The following is a 21266-nucleotide window of genomic DNA, read 5'->3' as shown; positions in this document are numbered from 1 at the left end:
CTGCCGCGCATGACTTTCGACTCTCCGCTAAGCGCCTGGCAGCATGCCATCGAGCACAAGGGTTTCATCCAGGATGAAGCTCAGGAACAGGCCGTATGGGCGCTGCAAAAATGCCACGAAGCCTTGCACGCCGGCGCTCGCTCGGTCAGCGGCGTGTACTTGTGGGGCCCCGTCGGGCGCGGCAAGACGTGGCTGATGGATCAGTTCTATCAAAGCTTGCGAGTGCCGGCGCGGCGGCAACACTTTCATCATTTCATGGGCTGGGTGCACCAGCGTTCGTTCCAGTTGACCGGCATCGCCGATCCGCTGCGTGCGCTGGCCAAGGAGCTGGCGAGCGAAGTGCGGGTGTTGTGCTTCGACGAACTGTTCGTCAACGACATAGGCGATGCGATCATTCTCGGGCGCCTGTTCCAGGTGATGTTCGACGAAGGCGTGGTTGTGGTCTGTACCTCCAACCTGCCGCCGGATGGTTTGTACGCCGATGGCTTCAATCGCGATCGCTTTGTCCCGGCGATTGCCGCGATCAAGGCGCATATGCAGGTGGTCCCGGTGAATGGCGCCGAGGATCATCGGCTGCATCCGGGCGCGATCCACCAGCGCTACTTTATCGCCAATGCCGGAAGCACCAGTGCGCTGGGCGGGGTCTTTGACGCGTTGACGGCCGGGCAATCGGCCAGCGCTGAACCGGTAACGGTCGGCCATCGAGTGCTCAACGTGGTGCAGGCCAGTCCGACTGTGCTCTGGTGTCGTTACGCCGACCTGTGCGAGCAACCGTTCGCCGCCATGGATTTCATCGCGCTGTGCGACAACTACCGGGCTATTCTGTTGAGCGAGGTGCCGAACCTCAGCGCACAGAAGCGCGAAGGACGCATCGCTCGCGGCACCGAGGACGGCAGCGCGCAAGTGGTGGCGGGGGATCGTGAGTTGCCGCAGTTATCGGTGCACGACGATGGCGTGCGGCGTTTTATTGCCTTGGTCGACGAGTGCTACGACCGCAAGGTGCCGCTGTACATCGAGGCACACGTGGCGATGGAGGCGCTCTACACCGAGGGCTATCTGCAGTTCCCGTTCCGCCGCACCCTCAGTCGCTTGCAGGAAATGCAATTGCAACGCTTTGCCGAGGTTTGAAAGAAGAGGGCGCCCACATGAACCAGCCGCTGTCCCATCATCTATTGACCATGGCGTATCAAAACGCCTGGGCCAATCACCGACTGGCCAAGGCCTGGACGCAACTCGACGACAGCGACCTGTCGGCCCCTCGGGTGAGTTTTTTTCCGAGCCTGCGGCTGACCCTCAACCATATCCTCACCTGTGACTGGTTCTACGTGGATGCGCTGGAGCGCGAACTGCGCGGGGACGAACCGCATCCTGACTGCTACGTGTTTTTCAATGCCGCCGAACCCTTTACCGACCCACTTTTATTGCGTGAGGAACAGGCCCATGTCGATCGTCGGCTGATCGCTTATTGCGAACAACTGCGCGATGCCGATCTGGGCCGGCTCGTCACCATCGCCCGCGAGAAACCTCAGCACGACAGCCGCTTGCGCATGCTTTCACACCTGTTTGAGCATCAGATTCATCACCGTGGGCAGGTGCACGCGATGCTCAGCGACACCGCCGTGAAACCGCCGCAACTGGACGAGTTTTTCTGTGTCGGTGAGGCTGGATTGCGCGCCGGGGATTTTGCTGAACTGGGCTGGACCGAAGAGTTGATCTGGGGTCGTTGAACGATCTCGTGATCTTTTGCTTTTCTTGCAGGTTGTCTGCCGGGCCGCGCTCGCGCTAAGGTCAACACAGCCTTTCAGCAAGCACTTTGCGCGCTGGGGCTTTTGCGTTCGGGGATGGAAATGGATTCCGCAGAAATTCTTGTGCTTCAGGCCAGTTACACCAATCCAGTGCACGCCGAGGCCATTGGCGTTGTACTCAATCACTATGCAGAAGATCCCATGGGCGGCGAGCAGCCGATCGACCCTGAGTTGCTGCGACGACTGCCCGAAGAGCTGGCGCGCCGGCCGCACGCCTTCAGTGTGCTGGCGTTTGTCGGCGGTGAACCGGCAGGGTTGGTGAACTGCTTTGAGGGGTTTTCCACGTTCGCATGCAAACCCTTGGTCAACGTCCACGATGTGGCGGTGATGAGCAAGTTTCGCGGTTTGGGGTTGAGCCAGAAAATGCTCCGCAAGGTCGAGGAAATCTCCCGTCAGCGCGGCTGCTGCAAGATCACTCTCGAAGTACTGGAAGGCAACGCCGTGGCGCAGAACGCCTACAGCAAATTCGGCTTTGCGCCCGGCATGTTCAACCCTGATCACGGGCGCATGCTGTTCTGGATCAAGGATCTTCAGGCATAAAAAAAGGCGCCCGAAAAGGGGCGCCTAACTGTCTTCCCCCTGGCCGGAGCACAGCCGTGGGAGGTTCATCGGTTGCTCTGTAAAAACTCAGTCGCGGTAGGACTCGGTCACTTGCGCCGTCTGATCGGCGGGAACCCGAATCTCTTTCGCGTTGGCGTCGTTCGCCTGTTCGCTTTGCGCGTGATGGACCGGGAAATTGTCGAAGTAATGACGCATGCGTTCGGCGCCGCCTTCAGCGAAAGCGCTGGCGGAACCAAGGGCGAGTAGCCCGGCAAGCATTGCGGTGGTGATTTTCATGGTGCCTCCTACTGAACAAGTCGGAGCCGTTCGTCCATGAAGCAGATCTCGGAGGCAATTGTGTGCGGAGCGAATTAACTCGGGGTTAACACCCTTTGACGGCGTGCCATACCTGTAGCGAGTACGCTTGTTCCTGCACTACAGGTGATAGGTGCATAAAAGAAAGTCAGAGCTTCCAGTCCAGGCTCACCGTCACTGTGCGCGGATCGCCCCAATACACGCCATTGTAGAAACCGACGTTTTCGTAGTACTTCTTGTCGAAGAGGTTGTCGACGTTCAGCGAGGCCGAGAGGTTTTTGTCGATGGCATAGCGCGACATCAGCTTGACCACGGTGTAGGCGCCCTGGTGAATCTTGGTATTTTCGGTGATGAATTCGCCCTCGGCATCCCGGCCGATCGGGCGATTCGAATCGCCGAAAATACGGCTCTGCCAATTGACCGCACCGCCGACGGTCAACGCCTGCCATTCGCCCGGCAAACGGTACGCCGTGGAAACCCGCAGCATGTTCAGCGGCTGGTCTTCATTGGTGCGTTGTTGCTCACCGTTGGCCGAATGGGTGTAGGTGTAGCCGGCGGTCATGTTCCAGCCGTTGCTGATTTCGCCCGAAACCTCGGCTTCGAAACCGCTGACCTTGTTGCCTTTACCACCGGACTTGTAAAACTGTTCGCGCGTGACGGGATCTGGCGGCACCGAGTTGTCGACCTCGGCAACGTTGTCCTGCTTGCTCCAGAACAGCGCCGTGGCGACGTTGAGTCGCTCTTCCAGCAAACTGCCCTTGAGGCCCACTTCGTAGTTGCTGCCGACGACCGGATCGAGGTAGTTGCGGCTGCTGTCGCGATTATTCTGCGGTTTGAAAATATCGGTGTAGCTGACGTAAGCGGTGTACTCCGGCGTCAGGTCGTAGAGCAGGCCGGCGTAGGGTGTCCAGACGTCATTTTGTTGCTGACGGGTTGTTTCAACGCGGGTCAATTGCAGGTTTTTGTCATAGTAGTGATCGGAATTTTCACCTTCCCAACTGCCGTAACGGCTGCCAATCACGGCGTGCAACTGGTCGGTCAGACTCAGGCGCGTGGCGATATAGCCAGCCTTCTGCCGCGTGCTGCCCCTTGAGCCGGTCAGCCCGGTGACGGTGTCGGGAAACTTGCCGATGCTACCCATGTACTTCCAGTCGCGGATCGTACCGTAGTCGTCCGGTACGGGACCGTTGACGGTTTTCGGGGAGTAGGAGCGGTGTTCTGCTTCGCCATAGCCGAACATCATTTCGTGCTCACGACCGAACAACGAATAGGGGCCGGAGAGATTGAAGTCATAGACGTCCATTTTCTGCGTGCCGACCATGTGCGATGTGTAAGCAATCATGCCGCTGCGGTCCGCCTCGGGAAAGCCTGCGCCGCCGTAGTAGACCTTGCCGTCGATATCGCTTTGGCGATGGGTGTAGGCCGCTTTCAGGTGCCAGCCACCTGCCAGTGCCTGATCAAGGGTGGCGAAGGCGGTTTTGTCCTTGAGCGGCCACGAACTCCAGGAAGTCGCCATATTGGTCGAGCGGCCGAGCCCGGCCTTGTCGCCGTCGGCGTTCCAGTAAGGCACGGTGCCCCAGGCTGAACCTTGCACCTGTTTGTCCTGATAGTCATAACCCACAGCGAGCACCGTGGAATCGGTCAGGTCAGCCTCAAGAATTCCGTAGCCGACTTCCCGTTGCAGGGCGTACTTGTCGCGAAACGACTGGCTGTCGCGATAAGCCAGCACCGTACGCCCGCGCAAACGGCCATCGAAGGCCAGCGGGCCGCCGACATCGACGTAACTGTAGTAATCGTCGTAGCTGCCACCGCTGACCCCGGCCAGCGCCTGAAGCTGGGCCGTCGGCCGTTTGCGCACCATGTTGATGGTCGCCGACGGATCGCCCGCACCCGTTGTCAGGCCAGTGGCACCGCGCACGACTTCTATTCGGTCGTAGATGATGGTGTCGGCGTCAGACTTCATGCGATCGAACGTGTTGAGCATCCCGTCGATCTGGAAGTTGTTGATCGAATAACCCCGGGAGGAATAGCTGACCCGATCCGAGTCAAGGTGCTGGACCACCACGCCAGTGGTCTGGCTCATGGCTTCGGACAATGTACCGAGCTTGAAATCATCCATCTGCTGGCGGGTGACCACCGACACCGACTGCGGCGTTTCCTTGATCGACAGGTTCATCCGCGTAGCGGTGCTCATGGCGCCGGTGGTGTAAGCGTGGGTGTTTTCGGTGCTGCTGCCAAGGCCTTGCGCGGAGATGTTTGTCGATTCCAGTTCCAGCGCCGGGGCGGTGGGCTCCGGTGCTTTTTCGGCGTCGGATTCAGCCAGCAGATCGGTACTCAGGGCGGCTCCACAGAGGCCGAGGGTAAGGGTCATGGAACGGGTGATGGGCGCGAACATCGCAGCCGACTCCTTGTCTTCGAGGGGAAAAAATCCGTTTGTTCAGAGACGAAGCGCGGAACTGCGATTTAGTATCAAACGCGAAATAGTTTCATTTGAAAATGTTGCAGGCATGAAAAAGGGGCCGGTTTCGGCCCCTTTGCGATGTCACTGTTGTACGACTTTCGGTTCTGAGCCCACGACGGGCTTGGGCTTCATCAGGCTGAAATCGATCAGCGCCCGTTGTTCACGTTGATACGGATCGCCGATCAGCAGTGGACGAACCTGGAAGCTGTCGCTGACCACGCTTTTGCTGCGGTCCAGTTCATCGAAGCTCAAACCGGCCAGGTCTGCCCACGTGTGGATCAGATGCGAGCTGCTGTACGGTCGCTGCAAGTCACCGACCAGGTTCCAGTCATGGTTTTCGCGCCATTTCGGCGAGGCCCACGCCATGAACGGAATGGTGTACATCGGCGCGGTCGGTTTGTTTTCGTTGCGGCCCAGGGTGCTGTGGCCCACCGAGTCGAACACGTCTTCGCCGTGGTCCGAAAGATACAAAAGGAAGCCATTCGGATCGGATTTGGCGTAATCCTTGATCAGGCTCGACACGACAAAGTCGTTGTACAGCACGGCGTTGTCATAGCTGTTGTAGGTCGGTACCTGATCGTCACGCACACCCGGCGGAACACCGTTGCGATCCTTGAACTTGTCGAAGGTCGACGGATAACGGTATTGGTAGCTCATGTGCGTGCCGAGCAAATGCACGACGATCAACTTGCGCGGCGCCGCATCGGCCAGCGCCTTGTTGAACGGCTCGATCACGTCGCCGTCGTACTGGGCAGCGTTCTGGTTGCGGTTGTTGTTCAGGTACACCTGCTCGTCGGCCTGTTCGGAGAAGGTTGTGAGCATGGTGTTGCGCTTGGTCATGGTCTGCTGGTTGGTGATCCAGAAGGTCTTGTAACCCGCCTGTTTCATCATGCTGACCAACGATGGCGTGGACAGGTAGAGGTCCGGGTTTTCTTCGTCAGCGAAAGTCAGTACCTGCTGCAACGCCTCGATGGTGTACGGACGAGGTGTCACGACGTTGTCGAAAATCGCCAGTTGATCCTTGAGTTTGTCCAGTTCCGGCGTGGTGTTGCGCGGGTAGCCGTACAGGCTCATGCGCTGACGGTTGGTCGATTCGCCGATTACCAGCACAAGCGTTGACGGCTGATCGGCGCCGGCAGCCTTGAGGTTATGCAGCGGCGGGATCTTGCTGGCGCTGTCCAGCATGCCCTGCATATCTTCCAGGGTGTCGAGATAACGGTGGTAAGCCACTGCCATTTGCCATGGCACCGCCGGCTCGATACGGGTTTCGAACTTCTCGAAGCCTTCAGCGAAGTTGCCCATGCGCAGCGTTTGCTTGATCAGCGGATAACCGACGACAGCGATCACGATAGCCGCGGCAGCGACCATTGCGCGGCCACGGGGCATGTACACCGGACGCAAGCGAGTCCACAGGAACCAGGCGAATGCGGTATGCGCCAGGAACGCCGCCACCATCCACCAGGCAAAGTACTGAGTCATGTACTCGCCGGCTTCAGACACGTTCGACTCGAACATGATGAAGATGACGCTCTGGGAGAATTCCTGCTGATAAATGAAGAAGTAACCCAGACTGGCCATCGAACAGGCCCACAGCACGACGCCGATCAGGCCGGCGAGCAGTTTTGTGCGTTTGGGGAACAACAGCATCGGTGCCAGCCAGATCGCGCTCATCACGAACGCTTGGCGAAACCCCGTGAAGCCGGAGGTGCCCGTTACCTGAATCAGCAGTTGGGTAATGCCGGAGAAGTACCAGAAGAACACAAACAGCCAGAGAACACCGGCCCAATCGAAACCTGCCGCAGTCGTTTTGCTGCGTTTGAACAATGCCATTCGGCGCTCCAGCTCACTCGTTACAACTACCGCCGGAACATCCATGAAACCGACGAACGGACGCCGCACGCGCAGGTACGGCCAGAATGCGGCGCAGTATCACGAAGGGATTGTGAAAGTTTTGTTAATCGGCGCGCTTGTCTGTGCTTAAGCGGCCAGAGGTGCATCGTGTCGGGAACAGCGTCGGCTGCTCCCGAAAACAGCGGGGAAGATCAGGCGTGCGGGTGACGCTGGACAACCGGCAGTGGTTTGGGCTGAGCGCCCTGGGTCAGCGCGCGCAGTTGCGCCAACTCCTGCTTCAATTGGTCGCGCTCGTCTTTCAACTGACGCAATTCATCGCGACGAATCGTGACGTACAGGGTTTGTGGCGGCATTGCTGTGTGTACTGTGCCCATTGCTCACCTCGCAAATGGTGTGTCTCAACTGTAAATAGCCCTCGTTTTGAGGTGCTGACCTACTATCGGCAGCAATTTTGTTTTCTTTTGCCGCTGAATGGAACTTTTTTATTTTTCATGGTCGGTGTGTCTTCGACAGGTTTGAGGGCGTTATCAGTCTGGATCGGGCACAATGCCCGGAAACTTCATCCCGGTGCTCTGGACTAACCTCCATTAGTCGCGTTGGGCTATACCTTTTGACACACATTATTTGTAGTAAGGAGCATCAGCACATGCAACTCGGGATTATTGGACTGGGCCGTATGGGCGGCAACATTGCGCGGCGTCTGATGCTCAACGGTCACACCACCGTTGTTTTCGACCGCAATACCGCTTTCATCGATAACCTGGTCGCCGAGGGCTCCACGGGCGTTGCCGATTTGCCGGCACTGGTTGCAGGCCTGGCCAAACCACGGGCCGTGTGGGTCATGCTGCCGGCCGGCGCGCCGACCGAAGACACCATCGAAACGCTGAGCAACCTGCTGGAAGCTGGCGACACCATTATCGACGGTGGCAACACCAACTATAAGGATGACATCCGCCGCGCCAGAACCCTGGCCGAGAAGGGCCTGCACTACATCGACGTCGGCACCTCCGGTGGCGTCTGGGGCCTGGAGCGCGGTTACTGCATGATGATCGGCGGCGATGCCGAGACCGTAAAACGTCTCGACCCGCTGTTTGCCGCATTGGCGCCGGGCATGGGCGATATTCCGCGCACCAAGGACCGCAAGTCCGATGACCCGCGTGCCGAGCACGGTTACATCCACGCCGGTCCCGCCGGTGCCGGGCATTTTGTGAAGATGATTCACAACGGCATCGAGTACGGAATGATGGCGGCCTTCGCCGAAGGTTTCGACATCCTCAAGACCAAATCCAGCGAGCGTCTGCCGGAAGATCAGCGTTTTGATCTCAACGTGGCTGACATCGCTGAAGTCTGGCGTCGTGGCAGCGTGGTGTCGTCCTGGTTGCTCGACCTGACTGCCGACGCCTTGGCCAGCGACCCGAAACTCGACGGTTTCTCCGGCTCGGTGGCAGACAGTGGCGAAGGTCAATGGACCATCGAAGCCGCCATGGAACAAGCGGTGCCGGTACCGGTGCTGTCGAACTCGCTGTTCTCGCGCTACCGCTCACGCGGTCAGGGCACTTTTGGCGACAAGATTCTTTCGGCCCAGCGCTTCGGCTTCGGCGGCCACGTAGAGACTGCGAAAAAATGACCCATACGATCCGCAGAAAATCCAAGGCAGAACCCGCACCACCGACCACGCTGTTCCTGTTCGGTGCCCACGGTGACCTGGTCAAGCGCTTGCTCATGCCCGCGCTGTACAACCTGAGTCGCGACGGCCTGCTTGATGAGGGTCTGCGGATCGTCGGCGTTGATCACAACGCCATTACCGATGAAGCCTTCGCGCAAAAACTCGAAGACTTCATTCGCACCGAAGTGGCGGCGAAGGTCGGCAAGGGCGATCAGATGCTTGATCCGGCCTTGTGGGCCAAGCTCGCCAAAGGTATCAGCTACGTCCAGGGCGACTTCCTGGACGACAGCACTTATTCCGCGCTGGCGGCGAAAATCGCCGACAGCGGCACCGGCAATGCGGTGTTTTATCTGGCCACCGCGCCACGTTTCTTCAGCGAAGTGGTGCGCCGTCTCGGCAGCGCCGGTTTGCTCGAGGAAACCCCCGATGCGTTCAGAAGGGTGGTGATCGAGAAGCCGTTCGGCTCCGATCTGCAAACTGCCGAAGCACTGAATGCCTGTTTGCTCAAGGTGATGTCCGAGAAGCAGATCTATCGGATCGACCATTACCTGGGCAAGGAAACCGTGCAGAACATTCTGGTCAGCCGGTTCTCCAACAGCCTGTTCGAAGCATTCTGGAACAATCACTACATCGACCACGTACAGATCACCGCCGCGGAAACCGTTGGCGTTGAAACCCGTGGCAGTTTTTACGAACACACCGGCGCGCTGCGTGACATGGTGCCTAATCACCTGTTCCAGTTGCTGGCGATGGTGGCCATGGAACCTCCGGCGGCGTTCGGCGCCGATGCGGTGCGGGGCGAGAAGGCCAAGGTGGTCGGCGCCATTCGCCCATGGACCGTGGAAGAAGCGCGGGCCAACTCGGTACGCGGGCAGTACAGCGCCGGCGAAGTGGGCGGTAAACCACTGGCCGGTTATCGCGAAGAGGCCAACGTTGCACCCGACAGCAGCACCGAAACCTACGTCGCGCTCAAGGTGATGATCGACAATTGGCGCTGGGTCGGCGTGCCGTTCTACCTGCGCACCGGCAAGCGCATGAGCGTGCGCGACACCGAAATCGTTATCTGCTTCAAACCGGCGCCTTATGCGCAGTTTCGCGACACCGAAGTGGACGAGTTACAGCCGACCTACCTGCGCATCCAGATCCAGCCGAACGAAGGCATGTGGTTCGATCTGCTGGCCAAACGTCCCGGTCCGGCGTTGAACATGGCCAACATCGAGTTGGGATTCGCTTACAAGGATTTCTTCGAGATGCAGCCGTCGACCGGCTACGAAACACTCATCTACGACTGCCTGACTGGCGATCAGACGCTGTTCCAGCGCGCCGACAACATCGAGAATGGCTGGCGCGCCGTGCAGCCGTTCCTCGACGCCTGGCAGCAGGATGCGAGAGTGCAAAGCTATGCCGCCGGTGAAGATGGCCCGCAGGCTGCCGAAGATCTACTGACTCGCGATGGCCGCGTCTGGCATGGTCTGGGATGAGCGAGCCTGTCCGTTTTTTGCTGAGCGATATGGACGGCACGCTGTTGTTGCCCGATCACAGTCTGAGCCAGCGCACCATCGACGCTGTCCGGTCGTTGCGCGAGGCGGGCGTGCTGTTCAGCCTCGCCACGGGGCGTCCACCCAAAGCCATGCTGCAGCAGATCGAAGCCTTGGGCGTCGACCTGCCGACGGCGGCGTTCAATGGCGGCACCATCGTCAATCCGGACGGCAGTCTGCTGGTGGCGCATTACCTGCCGGCGACGACCGCACTGATTGCACTGGCGACGTTCGCCGATCAACCTGATGTTGAAGTCTGGGTGTTCAGCGGCGGTGACTGGCTGCTCAAAGACCCGAACGGGCCGATGGTGCCGCGCGAGCAGCATGGCCTCGGTTATCCGCCGGTGGTGGTGGAGAGTTTTGAGCCGTATCTGGAGCGCATCGACAAGATCGTTGCGACCAGTAACAACACCGAGTTTCTGATCGAGCTGGAAGCGCGTCTGTTGCCCAAGGTCAACGGTATGGCGCAAGTCTCGCGTTCACAACCGGTGTACCTCGACGTCACGGCGATGGAGGCGAACAAGGGCACGGCACTGGCGACACTGGCTGCGCATCTGGGTGTGTCTCTTGCGCAGACAGCGGCAATTGGCGATGGCGGCAATGATCCGGCGATGTTTCATTGCGCGGGGTTGTCGATTGCCATGGGCCAGGCGGAAGAGGCGGTGCAGCGTCAGGCTGACGTGGTGACGGCGCCGAACACCGAGGACGGCGTGGCCCAGGCGATCGAGAAATACATCCTTGCTCGCTGACTCAACCGGATCCCGATGTGGGAGCGAGCCTGCTCGCGAAAACGGTGTGTCAATCAACGAATCCGTTGTCCGACTCTCCCTCTTCGCGAGCAGGCTCGCTCCCACAGGTTTATTCGGTGTTGATCAGAGCCAGTAACTGACGGCATACCAGCCCAGCAGGCCCATCACCACGGTGTAAGGCACCGCCATCCATACCATCCGCCCGTAAGACAAGCGCACCAGCGGCGCAATCGCCGACGTCAGCAGGAACAGAAACGCGGCCTGACCATTTGGCGTCGCCACACTTGGCAGGTTGGTGCCGGTGTTGATCGCAATCGCCAGCGTCTCGAAATGCTCGCGGCTCATTTGGCCGGCGAGGAATGCCTGCTTCACTTCGGTGATGTAGATGGTTGCGACAAACACGTTGTCGCTGATGGCCGACAACAGGCCGTTGGCCATAAACAACATGCCCGGTTGTTGATCTACCGGCAGCGTCAGTACCCACGTAATCAGCGGCACAAACAGGTGTTGATCGTGAATCACTGCCACCACGGCAAAAAACACCACCAGCAATGCAGTGAACGGCATGGCGTCCTTGAAGGCACTGCCCAGACGATGCTCGTCGGTGATCCCGGTAAATGTGGTGATCAGTACAATCACCATCAAACCGATCAGGCCGACCTCTGCCACGTGAAAGGCCAGGCAGCCAATCAGGATCAGCGCGGCGGCGCCTTGCACCAGTAGCGCAGCGCGTTGACGCGCGGTACGTTCGGCGTTGTCTTCGGCGGCGTAGTTGGCCAGTACGGCGCGCACGTTGTCCGGCAGCAGGGTGCCGTAACCGAACCAGCGCAGTTTCTCCAGCAACACGCAGGTCACCAGGCCCGCAGCCAATACCGGCAGGGACACCGGCGCGACTTTCAGGAAGAACTCCGCAAAATGCCAGCCCATTTCATGGCCGATCAGCAGGTTCTGCGGCTCGCCCACCAGCGTACAGACGCCGCCAAGCGCTGTACCGACCGCGCCGTGCATCAACAGGCTGCGCAGAAACGAGCGAAATTGTTCCAGGTCGTCATAGTGCAGGGTCGGCAGGTGTTGGTCGTTGCCGAATTCGCTGTCTTTGCGCGGATCCTTGCCCGAAGCCACCCGATGGTAGACCGAGTAAAAGCCTACGGCTGCACTGATGATCACTGCGGTTACGGTCAGGGCATCGAGGAACGCCGAGAGAAACGCCGACAAAAAGCAGAACATCAGCGACAGTATCGCTTTGGAGCGCACGCCCAACAGCAGTCGCGAAAACAGATATAGCAGCAGGTCTTTCATGAAGTAGATGCCGGCGACCATGAACATCAACAGCAGAATCACCGGGAAGTTGTGCACCAGCTCATCGTAGAGCGCCTGCGGCGTGGTCATCTTCAGCAGCAGGGCTTCGATCAACAGCAAACCACCGGGCATCAGCGGATAGCACTTGAGGGCCATGGCCAGGGTGAAAATGAACTCGATCACCAACAGCCAGCTCGCCGCGACTGGGCCGACGGTGAACAGCACGAGTGCATTGAGGATCAGGAAGCCGACGATGGTCGCCTTGTACCAACGAGGCGAGTGCCCGAGAAAGTTGTGCGCGAGCGCCTGGGCGATTGAACCGGACATCGGTTGCTCCTTGTATTCAGAAGCGCGCAAGTTGCCGGATGTTTCAGCCGAGTTCAAGTTCTAACTGCCTGAAACACGCCCCGGCAGCGCCTAAAGGGGCGTAATCGTGTCAGGGGAAATTCATTGATTAAGATACCGCGCAACCATCGCCCGGTAGTTGCCATCCAGCGAATAGCCGCCGACCAAGATTGAACCGTCTGTTTGCACGGCCAGTGAGTTGGCCGTGTCGAGGCTGCGGCCAAGGCGTGTGCGTAGCCAGCCGCGGCCATGACCGAAGCTTGGGTCGAGGCCGCCATCGGTGCGATAACGAGCGACGATGAAGTCTGCCTCGACACCGCCAAGGGTTGCTCCCACCGCAATCATCCGACCGTCTGCCATGCGCTGCGCGGCGCTCCACTGGCAGCCGCTGGGTCCGATTTCGAGCAGTTGCGGCTGGCCATTGTTGATGTGCGAATCCGGGCGACCATTGGGGTGCAGGGTGAGCGCCAGGCAGCGGATCGGGTCGCGACTGCTGCCGAAACAGTGCAGCGATTCGGTGGACTCAATGATCTGACTGACCAGTGCACTTTTGCCTTGGGCGGTAAACGCCATGAAACCATCCACCGCGAAGCTTTCATCAAGACAACCCTCGGGCAGGTACCGCGCCAACAGACCTTGCTGCGGAAAGTCGATCGATCCGCCGACCACGATCCGCCCGTCGGCCTGCAACAACAGACTGCTGAGCCAGGTATTGAGCAGCAAATGGCGGATCATCACGAAGCCGCGACCGTTGAAAGTCTCATCCAGGCAACCATCGGGTTTGAGACGAATCAGCATGCCGGCGTGATCGGCGAGTTCGAAATGATGGTTGGCGATCAGCAGAATATGCCCGTCGTCCTGAACCGCGAAGTCGCAGGCTTCGGCGCCGGGTACACCGGGAGGGAGCCAGGTATCGCGGGTGCCCATGGACAAGTCGCCCGGCAGACGCACGACTTGCCGGCCATTGTCGCCGAACGTTTGATCCGGATTGCCTTGCGCATCGAACAAGGCCAGGGCGGGCAAAGTGCGATGGCTGTTTTCATAGTGCAAACCGGCCAGCAGGATGCGCCCATCGGCAAGCGCCTGGACTTTGCCGGCCATCGCTTCGAAACCATGGGTAAACGTGTCAATCACGCTGCCCTGATTGCCAAAGGACAAATCCGCAGAACCATCTGCGAGCAACCGCGCGAGGCCGAAACGGCTGCCTTCGGCAACGCCGACTTTCGCCGCCACCAGAATCCGCCCCTGCGCATCGAGCGCGACATCCTCGGTCAGGCTGGACAAACTGCCGGCGAAATACACCTGAGCAACGCCGCCGTGGGCAAAGGTCTGGTCAAGTTGTCCCGCGTCATTCAATAACGCTGGGAGCGCAAAGGCGTTCAGTGTGGACATGCACGCATCTCCTTGCGAGTTGACCAACACCGAAAACCGGCTGGTAACTGCATGAGCGGAACATTCAAAACCTGAACTGAGGGAAGTACAACTGTAAGAACTAACAGGTGGAGGGTCGCACTGTGCCAGAACAGTGTCTTTTTGAACCAATTGCAAGCGTGCCAAGCAATTACGCTGGAGCGCATTGCCGAAAGTTGTACAAAAGTATCGAGGACTAATCAGAAACAGCAACTAACAAGAGGAGGGCGGATGACCAGCAAGTCATCCGCATCACCCGGTTATCAGTGTGGCATCGACCAGGATTGCAGCGCGTAACCTTCTTCGCTCAGTTCCGCACGCGCCTGCTGCAGCAGTTGCTCAAGTTGTGCTGGATCGGAGTAGGCACTGCTGGGAATCTGTTTGCGACCGATGTGGGAATTGGTGCGGTCGATAACGGTCAGGCTCAGTTCGCCATTGCCGTCTTGCGGTGCCCAGGCCACGCACTGGAAAGGTTTGAAGGCGTGGTTGGCAATCAAAAGTGCTTCGTTGATACGGAGCGGGGCGGTCATGGGGTCTTCTCTCTATAGTGCCCAATCAGTGATTTGCCGTCGGTTGGGCTGACCGTTCGGCTGGTTACTTGTACTGATGCACGCAACCGGGGAGCAGGTCACACTCTTGGCAAAGAAATTTCGACTTTCTTTCATATACCCGGTTTTAAGTCAGTTTTGAAAGCTTGGCGAAGCTTGTTCACGGCGAGTCAAAAACAGACATAAGTCGATAGCTCGCTAACAACTAACGTTCTTATAACGAGTTTGGTTGTACACCTATAAGCAAACGATACAAGGCGCTGTCAAAATCTTGCTAGTGTTACAGCCAGGTCTGCCAAATGACTGTTTTTTCAACCTTTTCCTAAAATTTGGCGCCAAGGAACAGTCATGAGCGAAGCGCCTGCGTTACGACGTTTATTGGTGGTCGATCCGTGCGACGACTGCCATCGCCTGTTACCGGGTTTACGCGCGGTAGGGTGGGATGTCGACAGTTGTACCCTGGAAAACGCTGCCGACCGCAGCTGTGATGTCGGGCTCTTGCGTTTGCAGCCTTTTCATCTGGAGCGACCCGAAGCCGTTAAAGAGCTGATCAGCCGCAGCGGCACCGAGTGGATCGCCGTGCTCAATCAGGAAGTTCTGCGATTGCAGAACGTTGGCGACTTCGTTTGCGAATGGTTTTTCGATTTTCATACCTTGCCGTTCGACGTGTCACGGGTGCAGGTCACCCTCGGCCGAGCCTTCGGCATGGCGCGGCTGCGCGGGCAGGGCACGATCCACGTCGATCAGCCAGAACATGAACTGCTCGGCGACAGCAAACCGATCCGCGAACTGCGCAAGTTGCTGAGCAAACTGGCGCCCACTGAATCGCCGGTGTTGATCCGTGGCGAAAGCGGCACCGGCAAGGAGCTGGTTGCGCGCACGCTGCATCGCCAATCCCAACGCCACAGCAAGCCATTTGTGGCGATCAATTGTGGGGCGATTCCCGAGCATTTGATTCAGTCTGAGCTGTTTGGCCACGAAAAAGGTGCGTTTACCGGCGCTCATCAACGCAAGGTCGGGCGCATTGAAGCGGCCAACGGCGGTACGTTGTTTCTGGATGAAATTGGTGATCTGCCGCTGGAATTACAAGCCAATCTGCTGCGGTTTCTGCAGGAGAAGCACATTGAACGAGTGGGTGGCAGTCAGCCTATTGCGGTGGATGTACGCGTGCTGGCGGCGACCCACGTCGACCTTGAGGCGGCAATCGAGAAGAAGCGCTTTCGGGAAGACCTGTATTACCGGCTCAACGTGCTGCAAGTCGTCACCGCGCCGTTGCGCGAACGGCATGGGGATCTGTCGATGCTGGCCAACCACTTCTCGCATTTCTACAGCCACGAAACTGGCCGCCGTCCGCGCAGCTTCAGCGAAGATGCGTTGATTGCCATGGGCAAGCACGACTGGCCGGGCAATGTGCGTGAATTGGCCAACCGCGTGCGTCGCGGCCTGGTTTTGGCCGAAGGCCGGCAGATCGAAGCGCGGGATCTGGGGCTGATCAGCCAGCATTCGATTGCCACGCCCATGGGCACCCTGGAAGACTACAAGACCCGCGCCGAACGCCAGGCCCTGTGCGACGTCTTGAACCGGCACAGCGATAACCTCAGCGTTGCGGCCAAAGTGCTCGGCGTTTCCCGGCCGACGTTTTATCGGCTGCTGCACAAGCATCAGATTCGTTAGATCGCTCAAAAGCAAAAGATCGCAGCCTGCGGCAGCTCCTACATTAGATCTATGTAGGAGCTGCCGCAGGCTGCGATCTTTGCTGTTGCTTTAGAAGTAGTACGGGAATTTCAGGCTGAAGGAAAAGTCCGGCGCATCCTCGGTAATGCCGATGGACAAGTTGGGCACGATGGTCAGGTTGTCGGTGGCCGCAATGGTCATGCCGACGTTGAAATAACCGGCGTTGGCGTCGCTGGACACCACCGATTCCCAATCCCCGCCATCCTGCTTCAGTTTGCTCTTGCGCTGCACCAGGTCGGATACCGAGAACGACATACTCATCTTCTCGTTCAGTGCGAAGGCAATACCCGCGCCGATCTGGAAGCTGTCGCCAATCTTCACCTTGCCCGGGTTTTTCTGGTTGACGGTGGAGCTGATATCGTCGAACGACTCCTCGAGGTTGTGCGTATAGGACAGGCTGCCGAACAGCACGGCCGGGTCAAACGTCTTGACCAGCGAGATGCCCGGTGTGATCGACCAGACGCCGTTACCGGTCGGCAGGGTGTCAGGTACGAACAGGTTGGAGTTGGCGTCGGTCTGGCGCAGTTTGATCCCGAACGGATCCTTGCCGGTTGGCGCCTTGACCCGCAAGGTGACGACCGCATCCGGCGTGTTGACCGACTCGTCGAGGAACTTGTACGCAATACCGAAGTTGACGTCGCCGATGGTTGGATCCTTGGTGACGGTTTCCTCGGTGGTGACGCCGGCCGCACCCTCGTTGCCGCCGCCCGACTGATACGTCGACTCGCGGTACACCACGGGCACGTTCAAATCGAACTGCCAGCGATTGTCGAAGTTGTAGCGGCCTGTCAGGTCGAACGTCCAGGTATCGGCCTTGATCCGGTCAAGGTTGATGTTGCCGAGAAAGATCGAGTCCAGTGCCAGAAAGCCGTTGAGAATCAGCTGGCGAGTGTCATAGCGCGAATAAGTGATGCCGGTTTCAACGCTGAATTTGCCACCGCCAAAAAAGCCGCTGGCCTCGTCATAGAGGTTGGATACGCTTTGCGCCGGTTGTGAATCGTCAGCCAGCGATTGCCCGTAAGAGGCGCCGCTGCCCCCGGCGGCTCCTCCTGATGCTGCGGCGGCACCGGTGCCGGTGGCGACGCGATTGCCTTTCATGTCCGACGGCGATTTCGCCAGCCGTTTTGGTGGTGGGGCAGAGGGTTGATCTTCTACCTGGCGAACCCGTTGCTCGAGTACCGCCAGGGCTTTTTGTTGTACTTCGTATCGTTGCTTCAGCTCCAGAAGTTCCTGTTTCAGGGCCTCTACATCCGCGTTAGGAGCCGCTTGCAGCATCGCGGCAGGGATAAGAGTGCTCAAACACACCGCTGCGCGCAGTGATACTGATCGATACATGAATAAGCCGTCCCTTTAAGCCCAATGATCGAGACTCAGCGTAGTTCAATATCCAATACTGCGTAGGGCACCGAGTTGGGTCAGGTTGCAGTCCAGTGCACCGGCGCTTCTGCCGTTATTGTTGAGTACGACGTTGAGTTGAGTCAGGTTGTTGACCACGTTGGCGCTGCCCAGCAATCGAGTGTTCTGCAGCAAACCGCCCTGGGCGACTTGTTGCAGGGCAGTCCCCTGATTACCGCTGGCTTGAATGGCCATTTGAACGCCGCCGCCAGTGGCCGAAACCGCGACACTGCCCGCAGCGTTGCTGCCACTGATGGTTTGTCCGGCGACCAGCGCCTGGCCTTGAGAAGGAACCAGTGCTGGCGCCTGGCTGGCCTCTCTGACGTTGATTGCAACATTGTTGTTGGCGGTATTGCTGTCGCCGGCGGCGCGTACGCTTTGCGTCACGCCCTGACTGCTGTTGAGTCCCGCGCCACCGATAACGGTGCCCGTACCCAGCACAGGGACGCTGCCGTTGCCGGTCTCTTTGATGGTCGAGACGTAGAATTCCGGTTTTACCGTCGCGGCCTGAATCTGCATTGAGGTCGCGGCCCCGATCAAGTCACCGCTGGCGTTGCGCCAGGTACTGCTCATGACAATGCCGAAGCTGATAATTCGCCCCGGCATGACATAACGACCACGCAGCTCGGCGAGCTCATGGTCCTTGATTTCGATAGGTGTGAATCCTGCATTGGCATAGCCTGAAGCACTCGCCGCCAGGCAGGCGGCGGCCAGCCAGTATGAGGTTTTCATTTGCTGCTCCCGGGACATCCAGTCCCATTTCTATAATCGGCGATTAAAAGAAGTCGCTCTGTATGAACCCGAAATCCATCAATTCAGCATCTTTGACAGGGTTGAAGCCATCCAGCTGGTTCTTGGCCGTCAACGGTACCGGTGGACTGCGCAAGGCGTTGGCCTTGTCGTAGCCGGGGCCGACGATGGCGAAGACAATGCCGTTCCAACCTTTGACAAAGTCATCGTGTTTGTAGCGCTTATGTCCCAGGACAGGGTCTCCGATGTACACCCACTCCTTGTCTGCACGCTGCAACACAACGAAATGCTTGTAGCCGCGAATATCTATCAGTACCACCACCGGAATCGTCACCGCTTCGAGCTTCTCGGGCGGTATCCGGTAGCCTCTGGCACGCATGCCGATGCTTTCCACGTAGCGCTTCATGTCGAGCATGGAGAAACCTTGAGTACGAACAAGGTCATGGTCTGCATTGACCAGCATGCCTTTGATGATGTGCTCTTCATCGACGTCGAGCCAATAAGCCTGGCGTAACACCGTGGCCAGTGCGGCAGCGCCGCAGCTGAAATCGGTTTTCTGTTCGACGATGTCGGCAAACTTGCGCTCACGAATGCTTTGCACATCCTTGTAGACCAGTACGCCGCCCGGCAGGGCAGCCACAGGCATCTGCGCAGCCTGAGTCAGGCCACACAGGCAAAGCAAAGCGAAAAGGGCCGTTTTACGCATGATCGATACGCCTTTGCGGACTGAGGAAAAGCCCCGTTTCCGGGGCTTTCGTTTCGATCGCGATTACAGGCAGGCTCTGCAACCTGCGGCGATGGACAGCGAGTTGCTTTGTTGGTTGCCCACACCCGCCGAGACGTTGGCTCCGCCGTTGCCGGAGAAGTTGTTCATCGAGTTGGTCATGTTGGCATTGTTGACCACTGGCGCTTTCCAGCCGTCTTTGGTCATGACTTGCTGAGTGGTTACGCCAGCGAGGCCAAAGGTACCCACGGCTTCGAACTTGGCTTTCTGATCATCGTTGCCGCCGTGGCCGCCGCCACGATTGCCCCAACCGCCGTGATCATTATCGTCTTCGATGGTTGCAGTGCCTTTTGCCTTGAACACGCCGGCAGCGGCATAGGTGCCGGTGAGGGTGTCGGTTTTGTAGGCCTGCACGCCTTTGTTATCTACAACCAGGCCAGTGGAAGACTGGTTGGCAGAAGCAGCAGCCTGAGCTACGCGGCCACCGGATACGGCGATCGCCAGGTTGTTTTTCTGCTGGTTGAAGTTGCCGGCAGTGACGTTGATACCGATGTTGCCGGAACCATTGTTGCCTGCGTTGTTGAGATTGGCGTTGTTGAAGGTGGACGAGTTTTTCACATAGTTGTTGTTGTTGACTTGAGTGGCACTCGAGGCAGCAACAGCGTTGCCGAAGATGAAGCTTTCGTCAGCGGTGGCCAGCGCGGCAGCGTTGTCCTGCTGGTTGCCGTCGCCGGCTGCAACGTTGGCGCCCATGTTGCCGTTTGAACCGTTGAGCGAATCACTGGCATTAGCGTTGTTCAGAGTGCCCTGGTTTTTCACCACGTTGCCGTCGCTGTCTTGCACGTCAAGCACAGCGGCACCGGCGCCTGCGGTGATTTGCAGCAGTTGTTCCAGGGTTGGGCCTTTAGGCTGGTTATTACCATGCCCGTTGCCGTGCCCATTACCACGATCGTCATCACGACCGCCTGCCTGTGCTGCGATTGCCATCACTGCTGCAAGTGCGAAAACCAGTGGTTTGAGAGCCATTGTAGGTTTCATGGTGTTTCTCCATCGTGCTTATTAGTTGGTTAAGTGTTGGTACTTTTCTAATTGCACTGCTTTTTATTTGGGTCAGTCTGCGACCCGGATGCTCAGGGTGTTAGCCATACGGTTCCCCACCCCGGCACTCTGGTTCACCTGGATTACCCCGCGGCTGCCGGTGAAGGCCTGATCACTTGTCGTGACCTGGCGACTGCCGATTGAGGTACCAGTTGCTCCTGAGCTCGGTAACAACGCCACGTTCTGTTGCGAAAGGGCGCTATCGTCAATGCTCTGCGGGGCAGCACTGATGCTGACGCGCGTCACATTGGCCATCTGGTTGTTGGCCCCGGCGCCCTGGTTGACACCCAGAATTCCGTTGCCATTACTGAAAGAGTTGCCGCCGATGTTGGCGCTGGCATTCATTGAGCGATCGGCAGGTGTGTCGATCCTCTGAATGACGCGGGTGGTGGCTTGAGATTCGGTACCAATGGCGATCGCCTTGGTATTGGCTTGTTGCATCTGGTCACCGGCGGCCTGGTTGACGTTAAAATTGCCGCGGTATTGCATGCCTGAATCCTGAATGTTTGCGCTGTTGACTGAGTTCGGGTCTGCCATGGCGCTGGTGCAACCGAGCACGGCGAGGAGAAGGAGAGTGCGATTCATCTCATTGGCCTCCGGCCATGCGGGTCAGGGGGGCCATGCCAGTGCTCATGGCACGGTTGACGGTATTGGAGATCGAGCCGCCGGCACCGCCGCCGGTGCCAGTTCTCATGCCCGGCAAGCCGTTGGTGTTGGTCAGCGTGTTCATCCCCGGCAGGTTCGAGGCAGGCGTGTTCATGTTGCCGCGTATCGAAGAACCACTGGCGACCCCGGCGAAGTCACCGTCACTGAGTTCAGTGCTGCTCAGGGTCTGATTGATTCGAGCGGAGGGGTTGGCGTTGACGGTCGTCGGGTAGGGGTCTTTGCCGCCATTGCGACCGATAGGGATAGGCTGAACATCGCGATTCAGGACGATCACGCCATTGCCTTCGGCCTGAACGTTGAAACTGATAAATGCGCTAGCCGCTGATCCGATCAGCAGAAGGCAGGTCATGCTCTTTTGGATATTCCCCACGG

At 58.5% G+C, this 21266-nt stretch carries 20 protein-coding genes; 7 read left to right on the top strand and 13 right to left on the bottom strand.

Going from position 1 to position 21266, the window contains the following annotated elements; genetic code table 11:
• The first annotated feature begins 9 nt into the window (after nucleotides 1–9).
• The 3 genes from zapE to IEQ42_RS11325 all read left to right on the top strand — a co-directional run bounded on the left by zapE (nucleotide 10) and on the right by IEQ42_RS11325 (nucleotide 2345).
• Nucleotides 10–1128 (top strand): cell division protein ZapE, encoded by a 1119-nt coding sequence (gene zapE, locus IEQ42_RS11335; RefSeq protein ID WP_210703577.1) that lies wholly within the window; start codon nucleotides 10–12, stop codon nucleotides 1126–1128.
• Nucleotides 1129–1145: 17 nt separating this feature from the next.
• Nucleotides 1146–1727: a DinB family protein gene (locus IEQ42_RS11330; RefSeq protein WP_210703576.1), complete on the top strand. Its 582-nt coding sequence runs from the start codon at nucleotides 1146–1148 to the stop codon at nucleotides 1725–1727.
• Nucleotides 1728–1847: 120 nt separating this feature from the next.
• Nucleotides 1848–2345: a GNAT family N-acetyltransferase gene (locus tag IEQ42_RS11325; protein ID WP_115148045.1), complete on the top strand. Its 498-nt coding sequence runs from the start codon at nucleotides 1848–1850 to the stop codon at nucleotides 2343–2345.
• An 87-nt stretch (nucleotides 2346–2432) separates the two neighbouring features.
• Here IEQ42_RS11325 and IEQ42_RS11320 read toward each other — a convergent pair whose 3' ends face one another.
• The 4 genes from IEQ42_RS11320 to IEQ42_RS11305 form a co-directional block, all read right to left on the bottom strand.
• Nucleotides 2433–2642: a hypothetical protein gene (locus IEQ42_RS11320; protein ID WP_047300989.1), complete on the bottom strand. Its 210-nt coding sequence runs from the start codon at nucleotides 2640–2642 to the stop codon at nucleotides 2433–2435.
• Between the two features lie 166 nt (nucleotides 2643–2808).
• A complete protein-coding gene (locus tag IEQ42_RS11315; RefSeq protein ID WP_210703575.1) occupies nucleotides 2809–5055 on the bottom strand; it encodes a TonB-dependent siderophore receptor in 2247 nt (748 codons plus the stop codon).
• Nucleotides 5056–5202: 147 nt separating this feature from the next.
• On the bottom strand, nucleotides 5203–6951 hold the full coding sequence (locus IEQ42_RS11310; protein ID WP_210703574.1) for a phosphoethanolamine transferase CptA: 1749 nt from the start codon (nucleotides 6949–6951) through the stop codon (nucleotides 5203–5205).
• Between the two features lie 212 nt (nucleotides 6952–7163).
• Nucleotides 7164–7346 carry a DUF6026 family protein gene (locus IEQ42_RS11305; RefSeq protein ID WP_064391122.1) on the bottom strand — a complete coding sequence of 61 codons (183 nt, stop codon included), beginning with the start codon at nucleotides 7344–7346 and terminating at the stop codon, nucleotides 7164–7166.
• Nucleotides 7347–7618: 272 nt separating this feature from the next.
• Between IEQ42_RS11305 and gnd the strand changes: the two genes are divergently transcribed.
• From gnd to IEQ42_RS11290, 3 genes are read left to right on the top strand one after another with little or no spacing between them, the layout of a single operon-like run.
• Nucleotides 7619–8599, top strand: a complete 981-nt coding sequence (gnd, locus tag IEQ42_RS11300) for a phosphogluconate dehydrogenase (NAD(+)-dependent, decarboxylating) (protein ID WP_042559043.1) — start codon at nucleotides 7619–7621, stop codon at nucleotides 8597–8599.
• On the top strand, nucleotides 8596–10119 hold the full coding sequence (gene zwf, locus IEQ42_RS11295) for a glucose-6-phosphate dehydrogenase (RefSeq protein WP_210703573.1): 1524 nt from the start codon (nucleotides 8596–8598) through the stop codon (nucleotides 10117–10119). Before gnd ends, zwf begins: the two co-directional genes overlap by 4 nt.
• On the top strand, nucleotides 10116–10925 hold the full coding sequence (locus tag IEQ42_RS11290) for an HAD family hydrolase (RefSeq protein WP_210703572.1): 810 nt from the start codon (nucleotides 10116–10118) through the stop codon (nucleotides 10923–10925). Before zwf ends, IEQ42_RS11290 begins: the two co-directional genes overlap by 4 nt.
• A gap of 123 nt (nucleotides 10926–11048) precedes the next feature.
• Here the strand turns inward: IEQ42_RS11290 and nhaB are convergent, their stop codons facing one another.
• The 3 genes from nhaB to IEQ42_RS11275 form a co-directional block, all read right to left on the bottom strand.
• Entirely contained in the window at nucleotides 11049–12551 is a 1503-nt protein-coding gene (gene nhaB, locus IEQ42_RS11285) for a sodium/proton antiporter NhaB (RefSeq protein ID WP_210703571.1), read from the bottom strand.
• Between the two features lie 120 nt (nucleotides 12552–12671).
• Nucleotides 12672–13961, bottom strand: a complete 1290-nt coding sequence (locus tag IEQ42_RS11280; protein WP_210703570.1) for a delta-60 repeat domain-containing protein — start codon at nucleotides 13959–13961, stop codon at nucleotides 12672–12674.
• Between the two features lie 281 nt (nucleotides 13962–14242).
• Entirely contained in the window at nucleotides 14243–14509 is a 267-nt protein-coding gene (locus tag IEQ42_RS11275) for a hypothetical protein (protein WP_042559048.1), read from the bottom strand.
• Between the two features lie 366 nt (nucleotides 14510–14875).
• Here IEQ42_RS11275 and IEQ42_RS11270 point away from each other — a divergent pair, with 366 nt between their 5' ends.
• Nucleotides 14876–16201 (top strand): sigma-54 dependent transcriptional regulator, encoded by a 1326-nt coding sequence (locus tag IEQ42_RS11270; protein WP_210703569.1) that lies wholly within the window; start codon nucleotides 14876–14878, stop codon nucleotides 16199–16201.
• A gap of 90 nt (nucleotides 16202–16291) precedes the next feature.
• Here IEQ42_RS11270 and IEQ42_RS11265 read toward each other — a convergent pair whose 3' ends face one another.
• From IEQ42_RS11265 to IEQ42_RS11240, 6 genes are all read right to left on the bottom strand, one after another.
• Nucleotides 16292–17596: a hypothetical protein gene (locus IEQ42_RS11265; RefSeq protein WP_210703568.1), complete on the bottom strand. Its 1305-nt coding sequence runs from the start codon at nucleotides 17594–17596 to the stop codon at nucleotides 16292–16294.
• A gap of 45 nt (nucleotides 17597–17641) precedes the next feature.
• A complete protein-coding gene (locus IEQ42_RS11260; protein WP_210703567.1) occupies nucleotides 17642–18388 on the bottom strand; it encodes a hypothetical protein in 747 nt (248 codons plus the stop codon).
• Nucleotides 18389–18431: 43 nt separating this feature from the next.
• Nucleotides 18432–19112, bottom strand: a complete 681-nt coding sequence (locus IEQ42_RS11255) for a C39 family peptidase (protein ID WP_210703566.1) — start codon at nucleotides 19110–19112, stop codon at nucleotides 18432–18434.
• 63 nt (nucleotides 19113–19175) lie between these two features.
• A complete protein-coding gene (locus IEQ42_RS11250) occupies nucleotides 19176–20168 on the bottom strand; it encodes a heme utilization protein (protein WP_210703565.1) in 993 nt (330 codons plus the stop codon).
• A gap of 72 nt (nucleotides 20169–20240) precedes the next feature.
• Entirely contained in the window at nucleotides 20241–20813 is a 573-nt protein-coding gene (locus tag IEQ42_RS11245; RefSeq protein WP_115148039.1) for an adhesin, read from the bottom strand.
• A gap of 1 nt (nucleotide 20814) precedes the next feature.
• Nucleotides 20815–21264 carry a hypothetical protein gene (locus IEQ42_RS11240; protein WP_200614358.1) on the bottom strand — a complete coding sequence of 150 codons (450 nt, stop codon included), beginning with the start codon at nucleotides 21262–21264 and terminating at the stop codon, nucleotides 20815–20817.
• Nucleotides 21265–21266: the final 2 nt, after the last annotated feature.

The organism is Pseudomonas iridis (assembly GCF_017980685.1).
Taxonomy (GTDB): domain Bacteria; phylum Pseudomonadota; class Gammaproteobacteria; order Pseudomonadales; family Pseudomonadaceae; genus Aquipseudomonas; species Aquipseudomonas iridis.
The sequence above is the reverse complement of the archived record's forward strand: the minus strand, read 5'-3'. Positions and strand labels throughout refer to the sequence as shown.